This window comes from Nocardioides daedukensis (assembly GCF_013408415.1).
Lineage (GTDB): Bacteria > Actinomycetota > Actinomycetes > Propionibacteriales > Nocardioidaceae > Nocardioides > Nocardioides daedukensis.
The window spans coordinates 3157805-3182368 of sequence record NZ_JACCAA010000001.1; the positions used below are offsets into that span (position 1 = coordinate 3157805).

20 protein-coding genes are annotated in these 24564 nt (G+C 68.0%); 7 read left to right on the forward strand and 13 right to left on the reverse strand.

Features of this window, described 5'->3' with window-relative positions:
• Window positions 1-252: 252 nt before the first annotated feature.
• A complete protein-coding gene (guaA, locus tag BJ980_RS15490; RefSeq protein ID WP_246280396.1) occupies window positions 253-1824 on the forward strand; it encodes a glutamine-hydrolyzing GMP synthase in 1572 nt (523 codons plus the stop codon).
• A gap of 333 nt (window positions 1825-2157) precedes the next feature.
• A complete protein-coding gene (locus BJ980_RS15495) occupies window positions 2158-3228 on the forward strand; it encodes an ECF transporter S component (protein ID WP_179503118.1) in 1071 nt (356 codons plus the stop codon).
• A 121-nt stretch (window positions 3229-3349) separates the two neighbouring features.
• Here the strand turns inward: BJ980_RS15495 and BJ980_RS15500 are convergent, their stop codons facing one another.
• Window positions 3350-4678, reverse strand: a complete 1329-nt coding sequence (locus BJ980_RS15500; RefSeq protein WP_179503119.1) for an FAD-dependent oxidoreductase — start codon at window positions 4676-4678, stop codon at window positions 3350-3352.
• Window positions 4679-4755: 77 nt separating this feature from the next.
• Between BJ980_RS15500 and BJ980_RS15505 the strand changes: the two genes are divergently transcribed.
• From BJ980_RS15505 to BJ980_RS15515, 3 genes are all read left to right on the forward strand, one after another.
• Window positions 4756-5676 carry a LysR family transcriptional regulator gene (locus BJ980_RS15505; RefSeq protein ID WP_218855538.1) on the forward strand — a complete coding sequence of 307 codons (921 nt, stop codon included), beginning with the start codon at window positions 4756-4758 and terminating at the stop codon, window positions 5674-5676.
• 113 nt (window positions 5677-5789) lie between these two features.
• Window positions 5790-6350: a hypothetical protein gene (locus tag BJ980_RS15510; RefSeq protein WP_179503121.1), complete on the forward strand. Its 561-nt coding sequence runs from the start codon at window positions 5790-5792 to the stop codon at window positions 6348-6350.
• An 86-nt stretch (window positions 6351-6436) separates the two neighbouring features.
• On the forward strand, window positions 6437-6712 hold the full coding sequence (locus BJ980_RS15515) for a GNAT family N-acetyltransferase (protein ID WP_179503122.1): 276 nt from the start codon (window positions 6437-6439) through the stop codon (window positions 6710-6712).
• Between the two features lie 121 nt (window positions 6713-6833).
• Here the strand turns inward: BJ980_RS15515 and BJ980_RS15520 are convergent, their stop codons facing one another.
• Window positions 6834-7850 carry a TerC family protein gene (locus BJ980_RS15520; RefSeq protein ID WP_246279987.1) on the reverse strand — a complete coding sequence of 339 codons (1017 nt, stop codon included), beginning with the start codon at window positions 7848-7850 and terminating at the stop codon, window positions 6834-6836.
• A 324-nt stretch (window positions 7851-8174) separates the two neighbouring features.
• Here BJ980_RS15520 and BJ980_RS15525 point away from each other — a divergent pair, with 324 nt between their 5' ends.
• Window positions 8175-8570 carry a VOC family protein gene (locus BJ980_RS15525; protein WP_179503123.1) on the forward strand — a complete coding sequence of 132 codons (396 nt, stop codon included), beginning with the start codon at window positions 8175-8177 and terminating at the stop codon, window positions 8568-8570.
• Window positions 8571-8616: 46 nt separating this feature from the next.
• Here the strand turns inward: BJ980_RS15525 and BJ980_RS15530 are convergent, their stop codons facing one another.
• Window positions 8617-11151 carry a bifunctional FO biosynthesis protein CofGH gene (locus tag BJ980_RS15530; protein WP_343047834.1) on the reverse strand — a complete coding sequence of 845 codons (2535 nt, stop codon included), beginning with the start codon at window positions 11149-11151 and terminating at the stop codon, window positions 8617-8619.
• Window positions 11152-11275: 124 nt separating this feature from the next.
• Between BJ980_RS15530 and BJ980_RS15535 the strand changes: the two genes are divergently transcribed.
• Window positions 11276-12106, forward strand: coding sequence for an oxygenase MpaB family protein (locus BJ980_RS15535; RefSeq protein WP_179503124.1), 831 nt, complete (start codon window positions 11276-11278; stop codon window positions 12104-12106).
• Between the two features lie 65 nt (window positions 12107-12171).
• On the opposite strand, the gene BJ980_RS15540 is transcribed toward BJ980_RS15535, so the two are convergent.
• The 10 genes from BJ980_RS15540 to BJ980_RS15585 form a co-directional block, all read right to left on the reverse strand.
• The gene (locus BJ980_RS15540) at window positions 12172-13773 is read right to left on the reverse strand and encodes a succinic semialdehyde dehydrogenase (protein ID WP_179503125.1); all 1602 of its coding nucleotides are present in this window, start codon (window positions 13771-13773) and stop codon (window positions 12172-12174) included.
• A 5-nt stretch (window positions 13774-13778) separates the two neighbouring features.
• Window positions 13779-15644, reverse strand: coding sequence for an AMP-dependent synthetase/ligase (locus BJ980_RS15545; RefSeq protein ID WP_179503126.1), 1866 nt, complete (start codon window positions 15642-15644; stop codon window positions 13779-13781).
• 48 nt (window positions 15645-15692) lie between these two features.
• Window positions 15693-16871, reverse strand: coding sequence for an acyl-CoA dehydrogenase family protein (locus BJ980_RS15550; protein WP_179503127.1), 1179 nt, complete (start codon window positions 16869-16871; stop codon window positions 15693-15695).
• Window positions 16872-16899: 28 nt separating this feature from the next.
• Entirely contained in the window at window positions 16900-18048 is a 1149-nt protein-coding gene (locus tag BJ980_RS15555; protein WP_179503128.1) for an acyl-CoA dehydrogenase family protein, read from the reverse strand.
• Window positions 18049-18134: 86 nt separating this feature from the next.
• Entirely contained in the window at window positions 18135-19223 is a 1089-nt protein-coding gene (locus tag BJ980_RS15560; RefSeq protein WP_179503129.1) for an MlaD family protein, read from the reverse strand.
• A gap of 1 nt (window position 19224) precedes the next feature.
• Window positions 19225-20328, reverse strand: coding sequence for an MCE family protein (locus BJ980_RS15565; protein WP_179503130.1), 1104 nt, complete (start codon window positions 20326-20328; stop codon window positions 19225-19227).
• A complete protein-coding gene (locus tag BJ980_RS15570) occupies window positions 20325-21479 on the reverse strand; it encodes an MCE family protein (RefSeq protein WP_179503131.1) in 1155 nt (384 codons plus the stop codon). Before BJ980_RS15570 ends, BJ980_RS15565 begins: the two co-directional genes overlap by 4 nt.
• Window positions 21479-22483, reverse strand: coding sequence for an MCE family protein (locus BJ980_RS15575; RefSeq protein ID WP_179503132.1), 1005 nt, complete (start codon window positions 22481-22483; stop codon window positions 21479-21481). The genes BJ980_RS15570 and BJ980_RS15575 overlap by 1 nt, the downstream gene beginning before the upstream one ends.
• Window positions 22480-23505, reverse strand: coding sequence for an MCE family protein (locus BJ980_RS15580; RefSeq protein WP_179503133.1), 1026 nt, complete (start codon window positions 23503-23505; stop codon window positions 22480-22482). Before BJ980_RS15580 ends, BJ980_RS15575 begins: the two co-directional genes overlap by 4 nt.
• The gene (locus tag BJ980_RS15585; RefSeq protein ID WP_179503134.1) at window positions 23502-24563 is read right to left on the reverse strand and encodes an MCE family protein; all 1062 of its coding nucleotides are present in this window, start codon (window positions 24561-24563) and stop codon (window positions 23502-23504) included. Before BJ980_RS15585 ends, BJ980_RS15580 begins: the two co-directional genes overlap by 4 nt.
• Between the last annotated feature and the right edge of the window lies 1 nt (window position 24564).

Genomic DNA, 24564 nt, shown 5'->3' on the forward strand with positions numbered 1-24564 from the left:
TAGGCCGTTTCGGCCCATAACCCGCCTCTCGGGGACTCGTTGTGGTGAGTGGGCCCGACAGTCTTGCTCCCTCCCACGTCGGGCCCCATGTCCAAGCACTGTCCAGCAGTTGCATGGACGATCAGGGCCCGACCACCCTCCCTCCCCGGTCGGGCCCTGATGCGTTTCCAGACGCTGAACGCGGGAGGCGGCCGGCTCACGTCTAGACTTCTCACACGCCGTCGTACCCGCCCGAAAGGCTCTTTCGTGACCCTGCCCAAGACCGATCACGACCTGGTCCTCGTCGTCGACTTCGGAGCGCAATACGCCCAGCTCATCGCCCGACGGGTGCGTGAGGCGCGGGTCTACTCCGAGCTGGTGCCGCACACGATGCCGATCGAGGAGATGCTGGCCCGGAACCCGAAGGCGATCATCCTGTCCGGTGGCCCGTCCTCGGTCTATGCCGACGGTGCTCCGGGCATCTCTGACGAGGTCTTCACGGCCGGCGTCCCGGTCTTCGGCATGTGCTACGGCTTCCAGCTGATGGCCAAGGGCCTGGGCGGGGAGGTCTCCCCGACGGGTGCACGCGAATACGGCCGTACGCCGGTCCGGGTCAGCGCCCCGGGCACGCTCCTGTCCGACATCCCTGCCGAGCACCGGGTGTGGATGTCCCACGGTGACTCGGTGACCGCCGCGCCTGCTGGCTTCGACGTGCTGGCCTCCACCGACGTCACCCCGGTTGCCGCCTTCGAGGACCTCGAGCGCAAGCTCGCCGGCGTCCAGTGGCACCCCGAGGTCATGCACTCCGAGCACGGCCAGGCCACCCTCGAGCACTTCCTGCACGACATCGCCGGCTGCCGCCAGACCTGGACCATGGTCAACGTGGTCGACGAGCAGGTCGAGCGGATCAAGGAGCAGGTCGGTGACGGCCGCGCCATCTGTGCCCTCTCCGGCGGTGTCGACTCCGCCGTTGCTGCTGCGCTGGTGCAGCGGGCGATCGGGGACCGTCTGACCTGCGTCTATGTCGATCACGGGATGATGCGCAAGGGCGAGACCGCGCAGGTACGTCGTGACTTCGAGGAGGTATTCGACGCGCTGGACGTGGTCGACGCCGAGGACCAGTTCCTCACCGCCCTGGCGGGAGTCTCCGAGCCCGAGCAGAAGCGCAAGATCATCGGTCACGAGTTCATCCGCACCTTCGAGGCAGCAGAGGTCCGCGTCTTCGGGTCGCTGAGCCCCGAGGAGCGCGGCGACACGGCATACCTCGTCCAGGGCACGCTCTATCCGGACGTAGTGGAGTCCGGGGGCGGCGCCGGCACCTCGACGATCAAGTCGCACCACAACGTCGGCGGGCTGCCCGATGACCTCAACTTCGAGCTCGTCGAGCCGTTGCGCACCCTGTTCAAGGACGAGGTCCGTGCCGTCGGCGAACAGCTCGGCCTGCCCTCGACGATGGTCTGGCGCCAGCCGTTCCCGGGCCCCGGTCTGGGCATCCGGATCATCGGTGAGGTGACCAAGGAGCGTCTGGACATCCTGCGCGAGGCCGACTTCATCGCCCGCGAGGAGCTGACCCGCGCCGGCCTGGACCGCGAGGTCTGGCAGATGCCGGTCGTGCTGCTCGCCGACGTCCGCTCCGTCGGCGTCCAGGGCGACGGCCGCACCTATGGCCACCCGATCGTGCTTCGTCCGGTGACCTCCGAGGACGCGATGACCGCGGACTGGGCGCGACTGCCGTTCGAGGTGCTCGAGAAGATCTCGACACGGATCACCAACGAGGTGTCCGAGGTCAACCGGGTCACGCTGGACGTGACCTCGAAGCCGCCGGGCACCATCGAGTGGGAGTGACGCCTCGACGGGGCCGTTGAGTCCCGGTGAGCACCGTCGAGAGTCAGAGAGACGCTCGACGGTACCGTGGTCGGGCGTCTGGCTCAGGCGACCACGTGAGCGGCTGCGGACGCCAGGGGTGTGGTTCCTTGACCGGGCGCCACTCGCCATCGTTGACCGTTGAGTCTGAAGGTGCGATCCCGGCGTGTGTGGTTGCGGGGGAGCGTGCCGACCTGTTGCGCAGACTACGCTCCGAGCGATTGGTCTTTGCACCAATCGGCTGAATTTCCGCGTGCGATCAGGGACCCTGTAACTCTGTGGTCGACAAGTGGGAAGGCATGGGTAGCGGTAGTCGTGGAGACCGATCCCGGGGGTTTGCCCGACGGAGCCCGTACGCCCGTCGACGGTCTGGTTGCCTCGCTGCAGGAGTGGCGGGCGGCCGCCGGGAATCCGGCGTACGCCGAGGTGGCCGCCCGCGTGGCTCGGGCTCGGGTCGCTCGTGGGATCCCGGAGTTCGAGGCTCGGGTCGCCCGAACCACCATCTATGACCTGTTCCGGCTCGGTCGCCGCCGGATCGACACCGATCTGCTGCTCGAGGTGGTCCAGGCCCTCGGGGTGGACGCCGCCGGGATCGAGCGGTGGCAGCGTGCTGTCGAGAAGCTTCATCGGGGAGGCTCCGACCTGTCGGTTCCGCTCGTTGAGCCGCGCCCGGAGTCGTCGGGTGAGGCTGCGGGGCAACTGACCCGCGATGCTGCGGAGGCTTCTGGCGGCGAGCCCGTGCCCGGACCAGCCGGACCGACCGGCCCTCGACTGTTCCTGCCCGGCTCGCAGTTGCTCTCGCCGATCGTCGGAATGAGCGCGGTGGCACTGATGGTGCTCTGCCTGGTGATCAACCAGACCGGCAACCTGCTCACCCAGCTCCTGCCGTTCGTGCTCTATCTCGACATGATCGGCACCGCCATCGCCGCCGTGCTCCTTGGGCCCTGGCACGGTGCGCTGGTGGGTCTGGCGACCAGCTTCACCGTCATCCCGCAGACTGGCCATGAAGCGGCGTACTTCGCGGTGGTCAACGTCGCCGGTGCCCTGCTCTGGGGATATGGGGTCCGATCCGGCCGGGTACGCACCATCGCGCGGTATCTCCTGCTGTGTTGCCTGGTGGGGTTCGTCTGCACCGTGTTGGCAACGATCGTGATCCTGATTGTCTTCGAGGGTGGTCGCTCCGGCCACGGTTCTGACAACCTCGTCGTTGCATTGCGGGATCGTGGCTCTTCGCTGGTCGTCGCGGTCTTCTCCACCAACCTCTTGGCCTCGCTGGTGGACAAGATCCTCAGCGGACTGCTCGCCCTGGTGGCCGTGGATGTCCTGGCCACCCGCCAGCGCAAGCGGTTGGACCAGTCTTCGGCCCAGGGTTCAGACCAGCACTAGCTTGAACGTTGCCGACGTACCTCTTCAAAACCACCGCCGACCCGGCACTTGTTGACGCCCTGACGAGGTCAGAACGTCAACAAGCGACGGGTCGGCGGAGGGGTGAAGCGGGAACGGCGTGTCAGCGGGAGGCCCGCAGCATGTCCTCGCGCTCGACGACCTTGATCCGGGTGCGGCCCTCGGCCTCGCCGAGGGCGATCTCGTGGCGGTCGAGGTTCTCCCAGTGGGCGAACTCGACGACGTCCACGCCACGCTCGGCGAAGTAGTCGCTGACCGCCTGCGGCTCCCGCTCCAGGGCGGTCTCGGCGGTCTCGGCGAGCAGGTGCTCGACGGTCTGCGCGGCGTCGCTCTTGGTGTGCCCGATCAGGCCCACCGGCCCGCGCTTGATCCAGCCGGTCACGTAGGTGCCGGCGATCGGGGTGCCGTCGAGGTCCAGCACGCGACCCTCGTCGTTCGGGATCACGGCAGCGCGCTCGTCGAAGGGGAAGTCGGGCAGCTCGGTGCTGCGATATCCGACGGCGCGATAGACCGCCTGGACGTCCCAATCGGTGATCTCGCCGGTGCCCTCGACCGAGCCGTCGCCGACCAGGCGGGTCCGCTCGGTGCGGAAGCCTTCGACCCGGTCGCCACCGGTGATCGCCACGGGCTGCTCGAGGAAGTGCAGGTGGATCCGGTGCGGCTTTCCGGCCGGCTCACGACCCACCCAGTTGGACAGGGTGTTGAGCACCATCTTGGCCTGCTTGTTCTTCTCGATGTGCTCCATGCTGTGCTCGTCCACCTCGAAGCCCTCGGGGTGCACGATCACGTCGACGTTCGGGGAGTGTGCCAGCTCGCGGAGTTCAAGGGGCGAGAACTTCGCGTACGCCGGTCCGCGGCGGGCGAAGACGTGCACGTCCGTCGTGGTCTTGGCGACCAGACCCTCGTAGACGTTGGCCGGAACATCGGTGGGGAGCATCTCCTCGCCCTTCTTGGCCAGCACCCGGGCGACGTCCAGGGCGACGTTGCCGACGCCGACGACGGCGACCGACGCGGCGTCCAGCGGCCAGGTGCGGGGAACGTCGGGGTGGCCGTCGTACCAGCTCACGAAGTCGGCTGCGCCCCATGACCCGGGCAGCTCCTCGCCGGGGATGCCGAGGTCGCGGTCGGCCATCGCGCCGGTCGCCACGATGACGGCGTCATAGAAGGAGCGCAGGTCGTCGAGCTTCACGTCGACACCGAACTCCACGTTGCCCAGGAAGCGGACCTCGGAGCGAGCGAGCACCCGCTGCAGCGCCTTGACGATCTCCTTGATCCGCGGGTGGTCCGGGGCCACGCCATAGCGGACCAGGCCGAACGGCGCGGGCAGGCGCTCGAGGATGTCGATCGATACGTCGGCATCGGACTTGGCGAGGATGTCGGCGGCGTAGATGCCGGCGGGGCCGCCACCCACGATGGCTACACGGAGGGTCATGCTGCAAGCGTCCCGTGTTCGCACAGGATGCGGAACGACAACGTTGTTGTGTGGCCACAAGATAAGGTTGTGGGGTGTTGAGCACCCATGTCCCCGATCTGCGTGGCCTCGAGCTGCTGGTCCTGGTCGCGCGGACCGGCAGCCTCAGCAGCGCGGCGGCCGAGCTCGGCATCAGCCAGCAGGCCGCCTCCTCCCGGGTCCGCACGATGGAATCCCTGATCGGCTCACCTCTGCTCACCCGGACGACCAAGGGTTCGGTGCTCACCCAGCACGGCGACCTGGTCGTGCAGTGGGCACGGGCGGTGATGGATGCCGCCGAGCAGCTCGACGCCGGCCTGGCCGCACTCAAGCAGGACCGGCTGGCGCACCTCTCGATCGCGGCGAGCCTGACAATCGCCGAATATCTCCTGCCGTCCTGGCTGGTGGCTGTGCGCTCTCGCCAGGTTGACGTGGGTCAGCCGCCGACGGACTTCACGATGACCGCGACGAACAGCGAGCGGGTGGCGGGATTGGTCCGTGGCGGGCTCGTGGACCTGGGGTTCGTCGAGGGGCCAGAGCCGCCCGAGGGTCTGCGCCACCGGTTGATCGCGGTCGACTCGCTCGTCGTGGTGGTCGGTCGCGACCACCCGTGGGCGCAGCGGTCACCGCGCCGGGTCACTGCCTCGGCCCTGGCCGCCACGCCGCTCGTCATCCGCGAGGAGGGTTCAGGCACCCGGACGGTGCTGGAGCGCGCCCTTGCCAGCCGGTCGATGGCTCCGCCGGTCCTCGAGCTCTCGAGCACCGCAGCGGTGATCGCCGCGGTGGCAGCGGGGGCAGGGCCCGCGGCGCTGAGCTCGTACGCCGTGCGCAACGACGTCGCCAGTGGGCGCCTCGTGCGGGTCGCTGTCAGCGGCCTCGACCTGTCCCGCCGCCTGCACGCGGTCTGGACGGGGGGAGCACAGCCACCCCGAGGCCCGGCACGCGAGCTGGTCGACTGGGCGGCTCGTAGGGAATCGTGACAGAAGGTCATTTCGTTGACGGGGGGGAGGCGGAAGGATTCTGATTCAGAGCCTCAAAAACCTCGGAAGCGGTTCTGAATCATGCTTCATGAACGACCAGCCTTGGGGGACCAATGATTCGCACGCGCCGCGCACACCTGGCACCGATCCTCACTTTGATGGTTGTGGGTGGATTGGCCGGGGCTGCCGTCGCGACATCTTCGTCCGGTGGTGACGAACCCGTGACGGCTACGGACCACTACACGCCGGGGATGACGCTCGAGGAGGTCGGGAGAGCCAGCGTCGGTCAGCCGGGAGAGGTCGCACCGCCGTGTCCTGACGCCGACACCGTGACGAAGCTGAAGGACGCGGACATTCAGGTCGGGCCGTGTGATCCTCTGCTGGAGGCGGGCCAGGCCCAGATCGTCCCAGACGACAACATCGAACCGCCGGAGCCGACAGGCGCTGCCGTTTGCGCAGTGGTCAACGTGCGTTCCGAGGTCGGGATCACCGGCACTCTGTGCGGCACCGGAGCGAAGATCCTTCGCGCGACCGCATTGCAGCAAGACCAAGGCTGGTGCGTGAAGGCCACCTACGTTCTCGACGGGGACGCCCAACCAGTCACCGATGTCGTCTGTGAAGGCGGTCCATCGAACCCGGACGGCCTCCGGGTTGATGTCACAGGTGCGAAGTAGACGTCGGTGCGAGCAGCTGAATCGACTGGGCGAACCCACAGGCTGACCCGACAGGGCACGACGTATCCCGTGGCATGCTGGAAGGCATGACTCTCGACATCACGAACAACGAGGAAGAGCACCGCTTCGAGGCCACCGTGGACGGCGAGGCTGCCGGCTATGCGGAGTATGAGCGCGAGCCCGGCCTGATCACCTTCACCCATACAGTCGTCGACCTCGAGGGGCAGGGCGTCGGCTCGGCGCTGGCCCGGTTCGGTCTCGACGCCGTGCGCGCCGAGGGAGGGACCAAGGTGGTGCCGCAGTGCCCGTTCATCAAGGGCTGGATCGACAAGCACCCCGACTATCAGGACCTCGTCTCCTGAACCCACGCCGACCCGGCAGTTGTTGACCCAGAAACACCTCGACCCGGCAGTTGTTGACGCGCAAGGGCGTCAACAACTGCCGGGTCGGCGTCTGAAGGCGTCAACAACTGCCGGGTCGCGCTCAGGCGGACTCGGCGTTCTCCTTGTCCCGCTTGTTCGAGACATAGAGGCTGGCGGCGGCGGTGATGGCCAGGGTGCCGACGATGACCGTCAGGGACAGCCAGATCGGGATCTCCGGGGCCCACTTGATGTGCTCGCCGCCGTTGATGAACGGCAGCTCGTTCTCGTGCATGGCGTGCAGGATCAGCTTGACGCCGATGAAGGCGAGCAGGAAAGCGATGCCGTAGGCCAGGTAGATGAGCCGCTGCAGCAGCCCACCGATCAGGAAGTAGAGCTGACGCAGACCCATCAGCGCGAACAGGTTCGCGGTGAAGACCAGGTAGGGGTCCTTCGTGATGCCGTAGATCGCCGGGATCGAGTCGAGCGCGAAGAGCAGGTCGGTCGTGCCCAGCGCCAGGATCACCAGGAACATCGGCGTGATCAGGCGCTTGCCGTTCTCCTTGATCGTCAGCTTGGTGCCGTGCCACTCCGTGGTCGAGGGCAGGTGGGTGCGGGCGAACTTCGCGAGCTTGTTCTCCTCCGGCGCCTCGTCGTCGTCGTTGTGGTCCCGCGCCTGCTTCCACGCCGTCCAGAGCAGGAACGCACCGAAGATGTAGAAGACCCAGCTGAACTGGTTGATCGCGGCAGCGCCGAGGAAGATGAAGATCGCGCGCATGATCAGCGCCAGCACGATGCCGATCATCAGTGCCTTCTGCTGGAACTCGCGGGGCACGTTGAAGCTGGCCATGATGATGATGAAGATGAACAGGTTGTCGATCGACAACGCATATTCGGTCAGCCAGCCGGCGAAGAACTCCGGACCGGGGCTCTTGGAGAGCTCGTGCGGCTCGGCGAAGGCCCACAGGGCGAGGCCGAAGACGACCGCCGACCCGACGAAGAACGCGAGGTGGGTGCTGACCTCCTTCATGGAGGGCTCGTGCGGTCGACGGCCGATGATGGCCAGGTCGACGGTGAAGACGGCGATGGCCACGATGACGGTGATGCCCCAGATCAGCGGGCTGGCGACGGAATCGCCCAAGATTGCACCCAAGAAACTTCTCTCCTCCGGAGTGGCGTGACGTTGGCGCACAATGGGAAGTGCGACAACCGGACTGTACTCCGGAGGTCTCTTCCGCCCGGGCGATCACACCGTCGGCGTGGTCATCCCGGACCAACAGCGCCGGGTGGACCCCGAGGGATCTGCCGTATTGACGACACTGCTGCGGGGGAATACTCCCCTCCTGAACTCCGCCATTCTTCCAGCCCGAGCCTGACCTGGCCAATTCGAGCCCGTACGCCGTGCCGACGGCGTGGCCCGTCCGGTGAGCCGCTCGGCTGCACTGACCGGGGCTAACGTGGGCGCATGTCACGCGCCGTGCACCACCTCGACCTGTGGGTCTCCAATCTGGCTGTTGCCGAAGCCGAGTGGGGGTGGCTGCTGGGCGAACTCGGCTGGGAGGCCGACCTCGCCACGGAGAGCGGTTGCTCCTGGGTGCATCCGGACGGCACCTACCTCTTCCTGGAGCACTCGCCGGACCAGTCCGACGTACGCCACGACCGGATGCGGCCGGGACTGAACCACCTCGCCCTGCTCACCAGCGACCGCGCCCTGCTGGGCCGCATCCGCGCGGAGTCGTCGGCCCATGGCTGGCACGAGATGTATGCCGACCGCTATCCCCATGCCGGCGGCGACGAGCACGTGGCGCTCTACCTGGAGAACTCGGAGGACTTCGAGGTCGAGGTCGTCCTCGAGCCCTGAGCGGCGGCGACCGCTCAGCGACCGCGGCGGTCCACCCCCGCTGGGGTCAGCGCGGGGCGGGGGAGCCGTAGAGCGTGGTCCGCTCCCGCACCGGGCGGCCGATGCCCTCACCCATCTCGACGAGCTCCTCGACCGTCTTGGCCGAGCCGTGCTCCGAGCCGGCCATCCGGGAGATGGTCTCCTCCATCAGCGTGCCGCCGAGGTCGTTGGCGCCCGAGTTGAGCATCGTCTGGGTGCCCTCGACGCCGAGCTTGACCCAAGAGGTCTGGATGTTGTCGATGCGGCCGTGCAGCATGATCCGGGCCATCGCGTGGACCGCACGGTTGTCGCGCAGGGTCGGACCGGGGCGGGCCACGCCGGCGAGATAGATCGGCGAGGACGTGTGCACGAACGGCAGCGGTACGAACTCCGTGAAGCCGGCGTGCCCCTGCTCGAGGTTCTGCTCCTGGATCCGGGAAAGGACCCGCAGGTGCTGCACCCAGTGCCGCGGGTTGTCGACGTGGCCGTACATCATCGTCGAGCTGGACCGGACGCCCACGCGGTGCGCGGTGGAGACGATGTCGATCCAGGTGGCGGTGGGTAGCTTGCCCTTGGTCAGGATCCAGCGGACCTCGTCGTCGAGGATCTCCGCTGCCGTTCCGGGGATCGTGTCCAGGCCGGACTCGCGCGCCTTGATCAGGAAGTCCTCGAAGGAGAGTCCGGTGCGAGAGGAGCCGTTGACGATCTCCATCGGGCTGAAGGCGTGCACGTGCATCTCGGGCACGCGCTTCTTCACCGCGGCAGCGATGTCGAAGTAGGCGGTGCCAGGGAGCTCCGGGTCGATCCCGCCCTGCATGCAGACCTCGGAGGCGCCGAGGCGCCACGCCTCCTCGGCGCGGTCGGCGACCTCCTCGAGGGAGAGCGAATAGGCGTCCGCGTCGGTCTTGCGCTGCGCGAACGCGCAGAACCGGCAGCCGACGTAGCAGACGTTGGTGAAGTTGATGTTCCGGTTGACCACGTAGGTCACCTCGTCGCCGACCACCTCCTTGCGCAGGTTGTCGGCAAGGGCGCAGACCGCATCGAGCAGGTCGCCCTCGGCGGTCATCAGGGTCAGCGCATGCTCGTCGGAGAGGTTGCCGGGGTCCTTCTCGGCCGCCTTGAGCGCGGCGCGTCCGTCGGAGTCCGCACGTCCCACGCTGCCACCGGTGGCGACAGCGTCCTCGGCGACCGCGTCCCAGTCGCCATAGACGGTGTTGAAGTCGTCGCGCCGGTCGTTGGTCCGGCCCTCGGTGTCGATGCTGGCGTGCAGGTCGGTACGACCGGTGCCCTCACCGACGGTCGCGAAGCCGCCGTCGGGTTCCTGCCACGGCAGCCCGACCGGGTGTACGCCGGGGCGCGCGAGGCCGTCGTCCTTTGCCAGCGCCGCGACGTGGCCGGAGATCCGCGGGTCGAGCCACGGGATGCCCTGGCGGACATATTCGGGGTGCACGGTGAGCCGGGCCTGCAGGTCGAAGCCGCAGGACTTCGTGATCTCGCGCAGCCGCTCCAGCGAGGGCCAGGGGCGCTCGGGGTTCACGTGGTCGGGGGTGAGTGGTGAGACGCCGCCCCAGTCGTCGACGCCGACGCCGAGCAACGCCGTACATTCGGCGAGGTCGACCAGGTTCGGCGGTGCCTGGATGCGCATCTTGGGACCGAGCACGATCCGGCTGACGGCGATGGCAGCGCGATATTCGTCGAGGTCGAGGTCGTCGGTGTGCCGCATCGCGGTGTCCGGCTTGGCGCGGAAGTTCTGGACGATGACCTCCTGCAGGGCGCCATAGCGGCGCGCGTTGGCACGCAGCGCGAAGATCGTGTTGGCGCGCTCCTCGAGCGTCTCTCCGATGCCGACCAGCAGGCCCGAGGTGAACGGGATCGACAGTCGGCCGGCGTCCTCGAGCACCTGCAGGCGCACGGCCGGGTCCTTGTCGGGGGAGCCGTAGTGGGCCTGACCCTTGGTCTCGAACAGGCGGCGCGAGGTGGTCTCCAGCATCATCCCCATCGAGGGGGAGACCGGCTTGAGCCGGTTCAGCTCCTCCCACGACATGACGCCGGGGTTGAGGTGCGGCAGCAGCCCGGTCTCCTCGAGGACCCGGACCGCCATCGCCCGGATGTAGGCGATGGTCGAGTCGTAGCCGCGGGAGTCGAGCCATTCGCGGGCCTCGGGCCAGCGGTCCTCGGGGCGGTCACCGAGGGTGAAGAGCGCCTCCAGGCAGCCCATCTCGGCGCCCTTGGCCGCGATCTCGAGGATCTCGTCGGGTGAGAGGAAGGGCTCCTTGCCCTCACGGGCCAGCTTGCCGGGGACGGTGACGAAGGTGCAGTAGTGACAGGTGTCGCGGCAGAGGTGGGTGACCGGGATGAACACCTTGGGCGAGTAGGTCACCACGCCCTCGCGCCCGGCCGTCACCAGGCCGGCATCACGGACCCGGGCGGCGACCGCGCAGAGCGCGTCGAGCTGCTCGCCGCTTGCCGCGAGCAGGGCGGTGGCCTCGGATTCGTCGAGCGCGGCACCGCGCTCGGCGCGGGCCAGGGCTCGGCGGATCTCTTGCGGTGTCACGGTGGTCACGCCATGCAGATTACTTCGCCTGTCCCGATCGCGGGCAGGCGGCCCGAAGGGTGGTGATCGGGGACCGGATGTGACTACGATGACAGTAATGCTGAGACAGTAGAACTGACATCGGGAGGCCGTGATGACGCCCGCACAACCCACAGCCGAGAACGCCGGGGACATCGGCGCGCACGTGCACGGTGTCCTGGCCCTCTACGGCGGAGCCGCCAACGTGGTCCTCCAGTTCACCCGCCCGGGCGTGGCCTGGGGCGTCATCGAGTCACCCGTCGAGAGCGGCGCGGTGACCAAGCACCCGTTCAAGCGGGGCCGGACCACGCTCACCTACATCGCGGTCGCCCTGATCGGCACCGATCAGGACCGGGCCGACTACAGGCGGTACGTCGACGAGGTGCACCGACAGGTCCGCTCGCGACCGAGCAGCCCGGTGAAGTACAACGCCTTCGACCGTGACCTCCAGCTCTGGGTCGCGGCCTGTCTCCACTACGGCTACGTCGACACCTACACCCGCACCCAAGGTGGTCTCGACGACGCGACCAGGGCGCTGATCCACAGCCACTCGGCACGGTTCGGGACCACGCTGCAGGTCCCCGCAGACCGGTGGCCCACCGACCCCGACGCGTTCGACGACTACATCGAGACCTGCCTCGACGCCGAGTTCGACCCCGAGGTCCGGGACTACCTCGTCGACCTGATGAAGTTCCGGCAGATGCCCGCCTGGTTCTGGCCGGCCGGCCGGTTCCTCGAGTTCATGAACACCGGCTACCTGCCCGCGCCGCTGCGCGCACAGCTCGGCCTGACGTGGTCCCCGCGCAGGGAGCGCATCTTCACCCAGGTGAACCGTACGACGGGGCGCATTGTCTCCGCACTGCCCAGGGCGGCTCGCCAGTTCCCGTTCAACTACTACCTGTGGTTCATGCGCCGCCGGATCAGGCGAGGCAAGAGCCCCCTCTGAGCCTGGGTGCAGAAACTGCGATCTGGTGGATCAACGGCCCCTGCCGAGCGAACTGGAGGGTCGTTTCAGCGGAAGCGCAGTCGCTTGAGCACCATCAATTGCTTGTTGGTCAGGTTCACGAACTTCTCCACACCCAACGACGGCGGCGGACCGAGTGGCACCAGACGCTGCGTCGCGCGGGTCTGGGACTCGGTGTACTTGCGGATCCCCTCGGCTCCGTGACGTCGACCCAGGCCGCTGTCACCCATCCCGCCCATGCCGGCCTCGATGGAGCCGGCAGCAGCAGCTGCCCCGTCATTGATGTTCACCGAGCCGGCACGCACCTTGCCGGCCAACCGGAACGCCTTGGCGGTGTCCTTCGACCAGATGCTGGCCGACAGGCCGTAGGTGCCCTCGTTGGCCTTGGCGATCGCCTCGTCATCCGAGGAGACCTTGTAGAGCGAGACGACCGGGCCGAAGGTCTCCTCGAGGCAGACCTCCATCGACTCGTCGACGCCCTCGAGCACGGTCGGCTCGTAGACGAACGGGCCGAGGTCCGGGCGAGCGGTGCCGCCGGTCAGGACCGTTGCGCCCTTGGCGACGGCGTCCTGCACGTGGGCGACGACGGCATCGAACTGGGCACGGGTGGCCAGCGAGCCGACGTCCACGGAGTAGTCGAACGACTGACCGAGTCCGAGTGCCTCGGTGCCGGCGACCAGTGCGTCACGGAACTCGTCGAAGACGTCCTCGTGCACGATCACCCGCTCGACGTGGATGCACATCTGGCCGGTGTTGCCGAACGCCGCGGCGATGGTGCCTGCGGCCGCCTTCGCCACGTCGGCATCGGCCCGCACGATCAGCGGGTTCTTGCCACCGAGCTCCAGCGAGGCGGCGATCAACCGTTGGCCGGCGCGGGTGCCGACCGAGCGGCCGGTCTTCGTCGAGCCGGTGAAGCAGATGTGGTCGACCTCGTCGATCAGCGCGTCGCCGAGCACGCGCCCCGGACCGACCACGATCTGCCACAGGTCGGTGGGCAGGCCGGCCTCGGCGAACAGTCGCCGGGTCCAGAGCAGGGTCAGGGCGGTCTGCGAGTCGGCCTTGCTGACCACGCCGTTGCCAGCCAGCAGCGCCGGGATCACGTCGCCCACGGCGAGGTAGAGCGGATAGTTCCACGGCGAGATCATCCCGATCACGCCCTTGGGCACCCGCACCTCCTGCACCTTGGTCAGCCCCGGGACGGCACCGCGCACCCGGTTCGGCGCGAGGTAGCGGCGTCCGTGACGGGCATAGTGACGGGCGATGGTCGCCACCTGCAGGATCTCCTGCCAGGCGCTGAACCTGGCCTTGCCCATCTCCCACTGGATCAGGTCGAGCACCTCGGACTGACGCTCGACGAGCAGGTCGTGGAAGCGGAGCACCACGTCGGCACGACTGCTCCACGGCACGCTGTCCCAGGTGCGCTGGGCGCGCCGGGCCGCCGCGACTGCAGCCTTCACATCGGCACTGGTGCTGGCCGGGACGGTCGCGGTGAGCGACTCGTCGTATGGCGCGAACGCCTCGATGCTCTCGGTGCCCTCGGGGTCGCGCGCGATCACGTCGAACCAGGAACCCAGCAGCTCGTCGGTGACCCAGGCGGGCCGCACGGTCGTGGTGTCCGTGGTGGGTGCATCGGTGATGGTCGTGGTCATTCCGCTCACCCGCCGTAGAGGGCGTCGAGCACGTCGGAGTACTTCGTGTGCACCACGCGGCGCTTGAGCTTGAGGGTCGGGGTGAGCTCCTCGGACTCCGCGGTCCACTCGGCCGGCAGCAGCTCCCAGGTCTTGACCTGCTCGGGGCGCGAGAGCCGGGCGTTGGCGGCCTCGACGGCCTGGCCGACCATGGCGAGGATCTGCGGGTCCTGGGCCAGCTCGGCCAGCCCCTTGCCCTCGATGCCGAACTTGGCGGCGACCAGCGGAGCGATCTCCGGGTCCAGGGTCAGCACGGCCACGACGTAGGGCCGGCCCTCGCCGTAGACCAGCGCGTGCCCGACCAGCGGGCTCTCCTTGAGGTAGTTCTCGATGTTGGAGGGCGCGATGTTCTTGCCCGAGGAGGTGATGATCATTTCCTTCTTGCGATCCACCACCTTGAGGAAGCCGTCCTCGTCGAGCTCGCCGATGTCACCGGTGTGGACCCAGCCGTCGGAGTCGATGAGCTCGCGAGTGGCGTCGTCCTGGCGGTGGTAGCCGGTCATGGTCACCGGGCCGCGGGAGAGGATCTCGCCGTCCTCGGCGAGCTTGACCTCGATGCCCGCGAGCGGCCGGCCCACGGTGCCGAGGCGGAACGCGTCCGGACCGCAGGCGGTGATCGCCGACGAGGTCTCGGTCATCCCGTAGACGTCATAGATGCGCATGCCGAGACCGGCGAAGAAGCGGGCCACGTCCTCGGGCATCGGGGCAGCGGCACTGGCCGCCCACTCGACCCGGTCCAGGCCGAGCAGCGCGCGGAGCAGGCCGAGCACGGCACCGTCCATCGCCTCGAACTTCGCGGTCAGCTCGGGGGAGGGGGTGTTGCCGAACTGGAGTGCCTCGACATATTCGAGCCCGACCGCCATCGCCTGCTCGATGCCGGCGCGCTTGGCCTCGTCAGGCTCGGCGGCCAGGCGGGCGGAGACACCGGTGCGGATCTTCTCCCACACCCGCGGGACTCCGAAGAAGCGCGTGGGACGCACGTCGGCCAGCGCCCCGACCAGCAGGGACGGGTCGGAGATCAGGTGGACGTGGCCGCTCATGAACTGCGGGACGTACATGCCGAGGATGCGCTCGGCGATGTGCGCGAACGGCAGGTAGGAGATGGTGATCCCCGGCGTTTCGGTGCCGGCCGTCGTGGTCGAGCTGGCTGCCTCGTAGAGCACGTTGGCGTGACTGAGCACGACGCCCTTGGGGTTGCCGGTGGTGCCGGAGGTGTAGAGGATCGTGACCGGCTGGTTGGGGGAGATCCCCTGCCAGCGGGCGTCGACCTCGACGGCGTTGGCCGAGCGGTACGCCGCGCCCGCGCTCGCCAGTGCCGACCAGGACCCGAACAGCTCGCCCTCGGGGGTGGCCGCGTCGTGGATGACGATGACCTTCTTGATGTTGTGCGCGCCGCCGGCGAGCACGCTCTCCCAGCGAGCGAGCTGGTCGGCGCCCTCGAGCACCACCACAGCCGGGTCGGCGTGGCCCACGACGTACTCGATCTGGGTGGGAGAGAGGGTCGCATAGATCGACATCGGGGTCGCGCCGGCATGCACGGCCGCGAGGTCGGCGAGCACGTGCTCGGTCCGGCTCGAGGCCATCAGTGCCACGGTGTCGCCGGGCTCCACCCCCAGCTCGACCAGGCCAGCGGCCAGGTCGAGGGACGACTCGCGGACCTCACGCCAGGTGATCGTGCGCCACCCGGAGCCGTCCTCGCTGGTGATGCCGACCTTGTCGGAGTAGGCCGGCTGGTCGCCGAATGCCTCGGCGGTCCTCTGCAGGGCGGTGGCCAGGGTGAGGCCGGCGATCGATTCCTCGATCGCGTTGCGGGCGGTGATCACGTCGGTCATGGCGGTTGCATCTCCTGGTGTGCGACGAGTCGGGCGGGGTTGGGTGGGTCAGTAGCTCTTCGGCAGTCCGAGCATCTGGGTGCCGATGTGGGCGAGCACTAGCTGTTCCGAGACCGGGATGTTCTTGCCGATCCGGGCGTCACGGAACATCCGCTCGATCGGATATTCCTTGGAGTAGGCCATCCCGCCCAGCGTCTGGAACGCCTGGTCGGCTGCTTCCCACGCCACCTGGGCGCCGGTCAGCTTGGCGACGTTGGCCTCGTTGCCGCACGGCTTGCCCTGGTCGAAGAGCCAGGCCGCCTTGTAGGTCATCAGACGACCGAGCTCGGCCTTGGCCTTGATCTGCGCGAGCGGGAACTGGAGCCCCTGGTTCGCGCCGATCTGGCGGCCGAAGACCTCTCGCTCCTTGGCATAGGCGACGGCCACGTCGAGGGCTGCCTCGGCCGAGCCGACACCACCGGACGCGGCCAGGATGCGCTCGGGGTTGAGCACGTCCCAGAGCACCCCGAACCCGGCGTCGACCTCGCCGATGACGTTGCGCGCCGGGACCCGCACGTCGTCGAAGAAGACCTGGCTGGACTTGAGGATGTTGCTGCCCATCTTCGGGATCGGCGTGTAGGAGAGGGTCCCTGCGGCCAGGGCCTCCTTGACGTCGATCAGGAAGAGCGTGAAGCCGTTGGTGCGTGGCTTCGCGTCGGCTGCCGGGATGGTGCGGGTGACCGCAACCATCCAGTCGGCGTTCTCCACGTTGGAGATCCAGATCTTCTGGCCCTTGATCAACCAGTCGTCACCGTCGCGTCGGGCTGCCGTCGAGATCGCGATGGCGTTGGAGCCGGCGTCCGGCTCGGTCAGCGCCAGGCAGAACTGGGTGCGACCGGCGGCGAGGCCCGGCAGGATCTCCTGCTTCTGCTCCTCGGTGCCGTGACGGGTCAGCGTCATCGCACCGAAGCCCGGCGTGGTGATGTAGAAGAACGTGCCCGCGGTTCCGCCCGAGGCGCACAGCGTCTCGTTGGCCACCGCAAGCTCGAGGAGGCCCTGGCCACCGCCGCCGTACTCCTCGGGCACCGAGATGCCGAACCAGCCTCCGTCGGCGAGGTCGGTGAAGACCTCGGTGGGGAAGCGGTGTTCCTCCTCGCACTTCGACCAGTAGGCGTTGTCGTACTTCTTCGCGACGGCGGCGACGCCGTCGCGGACCGCCAGCGCGGTCTCGGGGAGCTCAAAGTCCATGGCAGTGGTCCAGGTCCTCGTCGTCGGGTCAGAGACCGAGCGAGCGACCGATGATCTCCTTCTGGATCTCGGTCGTTCCGCCGTAGATGGTGGAGATGCGGGAGTCCAGGTAGGCCTTGGCGACCGGGTATTCCATCATGTAGCCGTAGCCACCGTGGAGCTGGACGGCCTGGTTGACCAGCTTGTTCTGCAGCTCGGTCGCCCAGTACTTCGCCATCGAGGCGCCGGTGGCGTCGAGCTCGCCCTTGATGTGCCTGGAGATGCAGTCGTCCAGGAAGACGCGGGTGATCCGAGCCTCGGTGGCCATCTCGGCAACCAGGAAGCGGGTGTTCTGGAACTTGCCGATCGGCTTGCCGAACGCCTCACGGGTCTTGGCGTAGTCCAGGCAGATCTCGACCATGTAGTCACAGGCGGCAGCGGCCTGGGCGGCGATGATCAGTCGCTCCTGGGGCAGGTTCATCATCAGCGAGATGAAGCCGGAGCCCTCCTCGCCGAGCAGGTTCTCCTTGGGCACGATGACGTCGCTGAAGGAGAGCTCGGCGGTGTCCTGGGCGTGCAGGCCGATCTTGTCGAGGTTGCGACCGCGCTCGAAGCCCTCCATACCGCGCTCGACGACGAGCAGGCTGATGCCCTGGTGGCCGGCATCGGGGTTGGTGCGGGCGACGACGATGACCAGGTCGGCGTTGATGCCGTTGGAGATGAAGGTCTTGGAGCCGTTGAGGACGTAGTGGTCGCCCTTGTCGACTGCCGAGGTGCGGATGCCCTGCAGGTCGCTGCCTGCGCCCGGCTCGGTCATCGCGATGGCGGTGATCGTCTCACCGGTCACGCAACCGGGGAGCCAGCGCTTCTTCTGCTCCTCGTTGGCCAGGCTGGACAGGTAGGGAACGATGATGTCGGTGTGCACCGAGAAGCCGGGCCCGCTGGTGCCTGCGCGGGTCTGCTCCTCGGAGAGGATCACGTTGTAGCGGAAGTCGTCGACGCCCGGGCCGCCGAACTCCTCGGCGACGTCGAAGCAGAGCAGACCGGCCTCGCCGGCCTTGAGCCACAGGTCGCGCGGCACGATGCCGTCCTTCTCCCACTGGTCGTGGTGCGGGGCGACCTCCTTCTCGAAGAAGGTGCGTGCGCTCTGGCGGAAGGCTTCGTGCTCGGCGTCGAAGATCTCGCGGGTGGTGCTCATTGCTGGTGGCTCCTCAGGGTTTTCATGGGTAACAGCTCAACCGTGACAGTATCACTGTCAGTATGCAAGAGGCTGGCTCTGATTGCTCAGGGGATGGGCACGTTCTGCGCCCCGCGCTGGCCCACCTTCGGATTCGTCGAGCTGCACTTCGCGGTCGAGTCCGGGGTGCGACGGGTGGTCACGTGCGGATCCCTGCGGTCGATGCCGTAGTCACAGTTCTTCAGGACCTTCGGCACCAGGAGCACCCGGCCGGTGCCGCCACGGGTGCTGCCAGCCATCGCATCGAGCTGCCCGGGCAGCCAGAGCAGCCAGTGCCGCAGGCCTTTGACCCTGGAGGCGGACATCTTGGCGAGCGGGCCTGCGGTGGAAAGCAGGTCGGTCAGGACCGGCTCGGTCTCCTTCCACAGCTCGTGCACGTCGGCCACGACGGGCCCGGCGGTGGCGATCAGGTGGCCGACCACCGGGGTCGCCCGCTTGATCTCGGCACTGATCGCGCGGAGGTTCCGCGCGGTGGTGCGCAGCTCGCCGGCGCGCTCCTTCACGGTGCTCAGCGGCACCTTCGCCGCCTTCAGCGTGCGCACCATGTCCGGCTCGATCGTCAGCATCAGGTCGACGGCCTGCTCCATCTCGATCGTCAACGAGCGCAGGTCCGCGGCTCCGTCACCGAATGCCGCGTCGGCCTCGGTGGCGATCGTCTCGATGTCCTCGATGTCGATGCGCTTCATCAGTGACTGGGCGTCGGCGAGCACCTGCGGCATCGGCATCGGCAGCGTGGTCCGATCGCGGGCCACCGTGCTGCCGTCGTCGAGGTAGGGGCCCTTGTCGGTGTTCGGCTCGATGTTGATGTATTGCTCACCGACGGCGGACAGGTTGCGGACGTTGAACGTGCTGTCCATCGGCACCTTGATGCCTTCGTCGATCTCGATCTCGGCCACCACCCCGTCGGGGCTGAGCCGGACCTCCTTCACCTGGCCGACCTGCTGGCCGCGGTAGTTCACCGTGGACTGGCCGTGCAGCCCGCCGGCGCCCTCGAGCTCGACGGTGACCCGGTAGGGCGAGCTGAACAGCCCGCCGCCGACGACGATGTCGGTGACATAGAAGGTGCCGGACACCACGATGGCGAGGAGCAGGATCTGGGCGATGCGCACCCGCCTGCGGACTTCGGCGTACCCCATCTCAGCGCCCTCCCGTCGCGAGGCCCTGCAACGAGCTGAGCAAGTCGTCCAGGCTGGGCAGGCCGAGGTCCGGAAGGTTCAGGTCGGGCAGTCCCGGCGGATCCTCGGTGTCGGGCACGTCGGGGTCCTTCGGGGTGGTCTGTCCGGGCAGCGGGTTGAGCGCGTCCGGGTCGAGCAGGAAGGTCAGGTCGAAGTTGGAGAAGTCGCCGGGCGAGGCGGCATCGGTCTTCGAGCCGAACGCGATCAGGCCACGGAAGCTTCTGGTCAGCGTGTCCTGGCTGCGCACCAGCACGTCCAGCACGGGTCCTGCATCCTGCAGCGCCTTGACCAGGTCGGTCTTGGTGGACGTGAGCAGCTCGGCGCTGCTCTTCGCCAGCGGGCCGACGGACTTCAGCAGAGCGAGGAGCTCCTTGCGTTGACCGGAGATGGCGGTGACCGCCGGGGTGAGTACGTCGACCGCATCCACCAGGCCGGGGGTGTCCTCGGCCAGCTGTTGGCTCACGGTGTCGATCCGGTCGAGGCTGCTCTCGAAGAGCTCGGTGTGGTCGTTGAGTCCGGTGACCACGCTGTTGAGGCGCCCCATCAGCTCGCGTACGTCACCGGTGTTCTGGTCGAGGGCGATGTTGACCTCGTCGATGATGGTCTTGATGTCGGCGAAGCTGCCACCGGTGACGACCACCGAGAGGCTCGCGAGCAGGTCCGCGACGTCGGGTGACTTCGTGGTGTTGGCCAACGGGATCACCGAGCCCTCGGGGAGGTTCTCGCCCTTGCCGTCGATGAGCTCGACGAAGGCGGTGCCCATCGGCGAGGTCAGCCGGATCTCCGCCCGACCTCCAGCCCGCAGCGGTTGGTCCTCGATGATCTTCATCTTCACGTGTGCCGCGTAGTCCTCCACCCTCACCGAGGTCACCTGGCCGACGGTGGCGCCGTCCATCTTCACGGGCGAGTCGACGGGCAGGTTGAGGGCACTCTCGAAGACCGCCTCGACCTCATAGGTCGGCCCGCTGACGAGCGAGGGGAGGGGGACGTCCTGCAGGCTCAAGGAGCAGCCCCCGCCGGCCATGACCAGGCAGAGCGCCGCCGCTGTGGCGATCCGGCGGATCATGGGATGTCCCCGGGGATGACTCCGGCGATGAGATCGAACAGCGGGTCCAGTGCCCCGGTGCCGTCCTCGTTGAGCAGGAGGTCGCAGGCAGGCAGGTTGAGCTGCTTGCAGAAGTAGTTGCGGAACGACGGGGAGAGCGGACCGGTGTCGGTGTTGAACTGGACCCGCAGGCGTCCGGTGCGCTGGTCGTAGGCGCGGGTCAGGTTCTCGGCCAGGGTGGGGGCGGTGTCGAAGGCCTCGGTGAGGGAGTCCTGTCGCTTGCGGATCACCTTGGTGATCTCCAGCGACTTGGCCAGGTCCTTGCCGATGACCTTGCGGTTCTTGGACACGAACGTGTCCACGACGGAGGTGAGCGAGTCCAGGGCCCGGATCGTCGAGGTGATGCTCTTGCGCTGCTTGGCGACCACCGTGCTGGTGGTCGAGACGTCGCTCGAGAAGGCCCGGATCGTCTTGTCGCGCGCCTTGATCGCCTCGGTCAGGGTGGCCAGGTTGCTCGACACCCGGGTGAGGTCGTCGCCGTTGTTGTTGATCGTCCGCAGTGCCTTCTCGCCGGCCACCATCGCGTCGCGGGTGCGGGCGCCGTTGCCGTCCATCGTGCGGGCGGCGACCGAGAGCAGGTCGCCGACGTCCTTGCCTCCGGGAGTGGTGGAGTTCAGCGCATTGACCAGGTCGTCGATGGAGGCGACCACCTGGTCCATGTTGGCGGGACTGCGGGTGTGCGTGGCCTCGATGTGGGCCCCGCTCGCCAGTTGCGGACCGCCGGTGTAGGCCGGGCCGAGCTCGATGTAGCGGTCGGTCACCAGGGACGACTGGAGCACGGTGGCGCCCGCCTCGGCGGGGATCTCGGAGTCGGGGGCGATCTCGATGGTCACCTCCATCGTGGTGCCGCCCGGCTCGATCGACGTCACCTCACCGATCGGGACGCCGAGGTAGACCACCTCGTTGCCGACGTAGAGCCCGGTGGTGTCCTTGAAGTCGGCGGTGATGACGATCGGCTCATCGGCTGAGGTCCGCCACCAGGCGAGGGCGGCGACCAGGGTCACGAGGACGACAGCCACGGCCACTCTGGGCAGGGTCACTCTGGGCAGGGTCAGCTTGGGCAGGGTCATCTGCCGCAGGGGTCTTTTCAGGGCGGACAGCCGGTCGCGCATCAGGAACATCCCTTCGGCGTCACGGTGCAGTAGAAGTCGTCGGGCAGCACGAAGTACGGCGCGTTGACGCCGAGCCACGGCCCGTCACCGGCACCGTTGGTGTAGACCCGCATCGTCGGGCCGGCCAGGCGGATCACCTCGTCGAGGTCCTTCTTCTGCTCGGTCAACGTCGTGGTGACCGTGTCCAGGTCGACCAGCAGGGAGTCGAGGTCGGCCTGGGTCGAGACGGCCAGCTCCTTGATGCCCTTGGCCAACGTGCTGGCGTCCTTGAGCAGCGCATCGAGGACGTCCTGTCGCTCACGGACCATGGCCATCACGGTGCCGGCGTCGGTCATCAGGGTGTCCAGCTCGTCCTGCTGGTCCAGGACGGTGGAAGTGAGCTGCTGGGTGGAGGACAGCAGCCGGCCGATCTGCTGGTCGCGGTCGGTCACGATCGTGGACAGCGCGGTCATCCCGTCCAGGGCGGCCCGGACATCGCGTGGTGCGCTGGCCAGGTCGGTGCTGAGGACGTCGATCGCCTTCTCCACGGTGTCCAGGTCGAGCGCCTCGATGTTTGGCGTCGCGTCGAGCGTGAACTCCTCGATCGTGTAGGAGTCGCGCGACATCGACTTGTCGATGGTGCCGCCGTGGTCGAGCTCGCTGCCCGAGCCCGGCTCGAGCGAGAGGTAACGCTCACCGAGCAGCGAGGCGAGCTTCACCGACGTGGCGGTGTCGCGGGTCAGCCGTGCATCGCGATCCAGGGAGAAGTCGACATGGACCGTGGTGCCGCGTGCGCTGACGGAGTCCACGGTGCCGACGTCGAGCCCGGCGACCCGGACCTTGTCGCCGGCCCGCAGACCGTTGGCGTGGGCGAGCTCGGCGCTGTAGCCGACCGAACCTGTGGCGCTCCTCGCGAGCAGGATGACGCCGGCGAGCAGGACCAGCATCACCAGCGGGACGACACTGCGCCTCAGGGTCCCCGAGCCCAACCGGGTCAGGGTCGACGTACGTGCGTGGGCGCTCACTTGCATCGCTCCGAGTGCTTGGTGCTGGGCGTCGAGTCGACCTTGGGGGTGCCGACTGCCTGGAGGTAGAGGCGGCAGACATAGACGTTGAGGTGGCTGCCATAGCCCAGGGTGCGGATGTAGGTGCTGAACTGCTTCGGGGTGTGCGCCAGGGTCTTGCCCACGAGCTCGTCCTGACCGGCGAGGTAGTCGGCCAGCTGGCGCAGCGAGTGCACGTCACGGCGGATCGGGTCCGCGGTGGCCAGCAGCAGCTCGGATCCGGTGGTGGACAGGTCGCTGATGTCGTCGAGGGAAGCCGCGATCACCTCACGGTCCTCGGCCAGGCCCTTGGTCAGGGTGCCGAGCTCCTTGATCAGCCCGACGATCTCGGTGCGGTGACTGTTGGCGGTCTCGGAGACCATGGTCAGGTTGTCCAGGACCCGGCCGATCGTCTCGTCGCGTTCGGCGATGGTCGTGGTCAGCTCGGCGGTCTGTCGGGTGAGCGACTGCAGCGTTCCACCCTGTCCCTGCAGGACGGCGACGATGTTCTCGGCGAGCTCGTTGACGTCGGCCGGGCGCAGGGTCTCGAAGAGCGGCTTGAAGGCGTTGAACATCGCGGTCAGGTCGAGCGCGCCGCGGGTCTGTGCCACCGGGATGGTGTCGCCCTCGGAGAGGTCGGCAGCGTCCTCACGTGGGGCGCCGGGCTCCAGCGTGATGTAGCGCTGTCCCATCAGGTTGAGGTAGTCGATGCCGGCCAGGGTGGCCTGGGTGACCGGCTGCCGCTCGTCGATGTCGAAGGTCACCACCGCCAGGTCGCCGCGCAGCTCGGTGCCCACCACCCGGCCCACCTTCACCCCTGCCATCCGTACGTCGTCGCCGACGGCCACACCGGTCGCGTCGCGGAACTCGGCACTCAGCCGCACCGTGTTGCCCGGGGTGGTGTTGGACAGGGTGCCGGCGACCATTCCGGTCAGGACCAGGGAGACGACGGCGAAGGCGATCACGCCCAGCAGTGCGCCGCCGTGTCGTCGCAGGAGCCTCATTCGCAGTTCCTCCCCTCGAGGTCGCCATAGCGCGGGCAGTCGGCGGAGGTGTAGGGCTCGGCGAACTGGAGCCCGATCACCGCCTCCATCTGGATCGCGTTGCCCTTGATCGCGTTGGCGCCGTTCTCGAGCACGCTGGGCAGCGCACCCAGCGAGACCTCGAAGCGGCGCTCGGCGTCGCTCATCACCTCGAGCACGGCCGCGACGTTGGTCAGGATCGCCGGGAGCGACATCTTCTGTGCGTTGAGGAAGCCGTCCAGGGAACTGGTCAGTCGGGCGGTGTCGCGCAGCAGGCTGCGGGTGGTCTTCTTCTCCTTCGCGATCACCCTGGCGATGGGTAGCGAGTCGTGGACCGCGTCGACCAGCTGTGGCTCGATCTCCTCGAGGAGACCGAGATTGTCGTGGAGCAACTCGAGGTCCTCGTAGAACAGCTCCTCGTTCTCGGAGAAGGTGCCGAGCAGGTGGTTGGCGTCGTCGAAGAAGGCGGCCAGGTCGGCGCCCCGGCCGTCCAGGGCCTGGGCCAGCTGCGAGATCGCGGTGTCCATGCTGGCCGGGTCGAGGGCGACGAGCAGGCGCTGGGCCGAGGACAGGGTGTCCATCAGGCGCAGGGTCTCGACCGAGGTGTCGGCCTTGATCACAGAGTTCGCTTCGATCGGTTCGATCGACTCGAGGTCCTTCGACTCGCTGACCAGATCGACGTACTCGTTGCCGAACAGGGTGCCGGGCAGGACGCGGGCGACCACGTCGGAGGGGATCATCTCGGCGTGCTCCTCCATCAGCACGATCCGGGCGCTCGGTCGGGTGCCGGTGCGGACCTCGAGCACGCGCCCGACCCGCATCCCGCGGAACTTGACGTCCGAGTTCACCCCCAAGGAGTCGCCGGTGGTGGTCAGCTGCGCCTCGACGCGGGTGTCGCTGGTGATGATCCCGAGATAGCCGCCGCCGAGCCAGGTGATCAGGCCGAGCAGGAGGATGCCGGCGGCCGCACCGATTGCCGCGACCCGGATGCGCAGCATCCGCGGTGAGAGCCGCGTGTGCGGGAAGAGGATGGAGGACATC

What these genes read in the sequence shown, in the direction of transcription:
- BJ980_RS15500 (WP_179503119.1), bottom strand. Translation starts at nt 4,678, where the DNA reads ATGACCCTCCGTGTAGCCATCGTGGGTGGCGGCCCCGCCGGCATCTAC.
- BJ980_RS15510 (WP_179503121.1), top strand. Translation starts at nt 5,790, where the DNA reads ATGATTCGCACGCGCCGCGCACACCTGGCACCGATCCTCACTTTGATG.
- BJ980_RS15515 (WP_179503122.1), top strand. Translation starts at nt 6,437, where the DNA reads ATGACTCTCGACATCACGAACAACGAGGAAGAGCACCGCTTCGAGGCC.
- BJ980_RS15525 (WP_179503123.1), top strand. Translation starts at nt 8,175, where the DNA reads ATGTCACGCGCCGTGCACCACCTCGACCTGTGGGTCTCCAATCTGGCT.
- BJ980_RS15535 (WP_179503124.1), top strand. Translation starts at nt 11,276, where the DNA reads ATGACGCCCGCACAACCCACAGCCGAGAACGCCGGGGACATCGGCGCG.
- BJ980_RS15540 (WP_179503125.1), bottom strand. Translation starts at nt 13,773, where the DNA reads ATGACCACGACCATCACCGATGCACCCACCACGGACACCACGACCGTG.
- BJ980_RS15545 (WP_179503126.1), bottom strand. Translation starts at nt 15,644, where the DNA reads ATGACCGACGTGATCACCGCCCGCAACGCGATCGAGGAATCGATCGCC.
- BJ980_RS15550 (WP_179503127.1), bottom strand. Translation starts at nt 16,871, where the DNA reads ATGGACTTTGAGCTCCCCGAGACCGCGCTGGCGGTCCGCGACGGCGTC.
- BJ980_RS15555 (WP_179503128.1), bottom strand. Translation starts at nt 18,048, where the DNA reads ATGAGCACCACCCGCGAGATCTTCGACGCCGAGCACGAAGCCTTCCGC.
- BJ980_RS15560 (WP_179503129.1), bottom strand. Translation starts at nt 19,223, where the DNA reads ATGGGGTACGCCGAAGTCCGCAGGCGGGTGCGCATCGCCCAGATCCTG.
- BJ980_RS15565 (WP_179503130.1), bottom strand. Translation starts at nt 20,328, where the DNA reads ATGATCCGCCGGATCGCCACAGCGGCGGCGCTCTGCCTGGTCATGGCC.
- BJ980_RS15570 (WP_179503131.1), bottom strand. Translation starts at nt 21,479, where the DNA reads ATGCGCGACCGGCTGTCCGCCCTGAAAAGACCCCTGCGGCAGATGACC.
- BJ980_RS15580 (WP_179503133.1), bottom strand. Translation starts at nt 23,505, where the DNA reads ATGAGGCTCCTGCGACGACACGGCGGCGCACTGCTGGGCGTGATCGCC.
- BJ980_RS15585 (WP_179503134.1), bottom strand. Translation starts at nt 24,563, where the DNA reads ATGTCCTCCATCCTCTTCCCGCACACGCGGCTCTCACCGCGGATGCTG.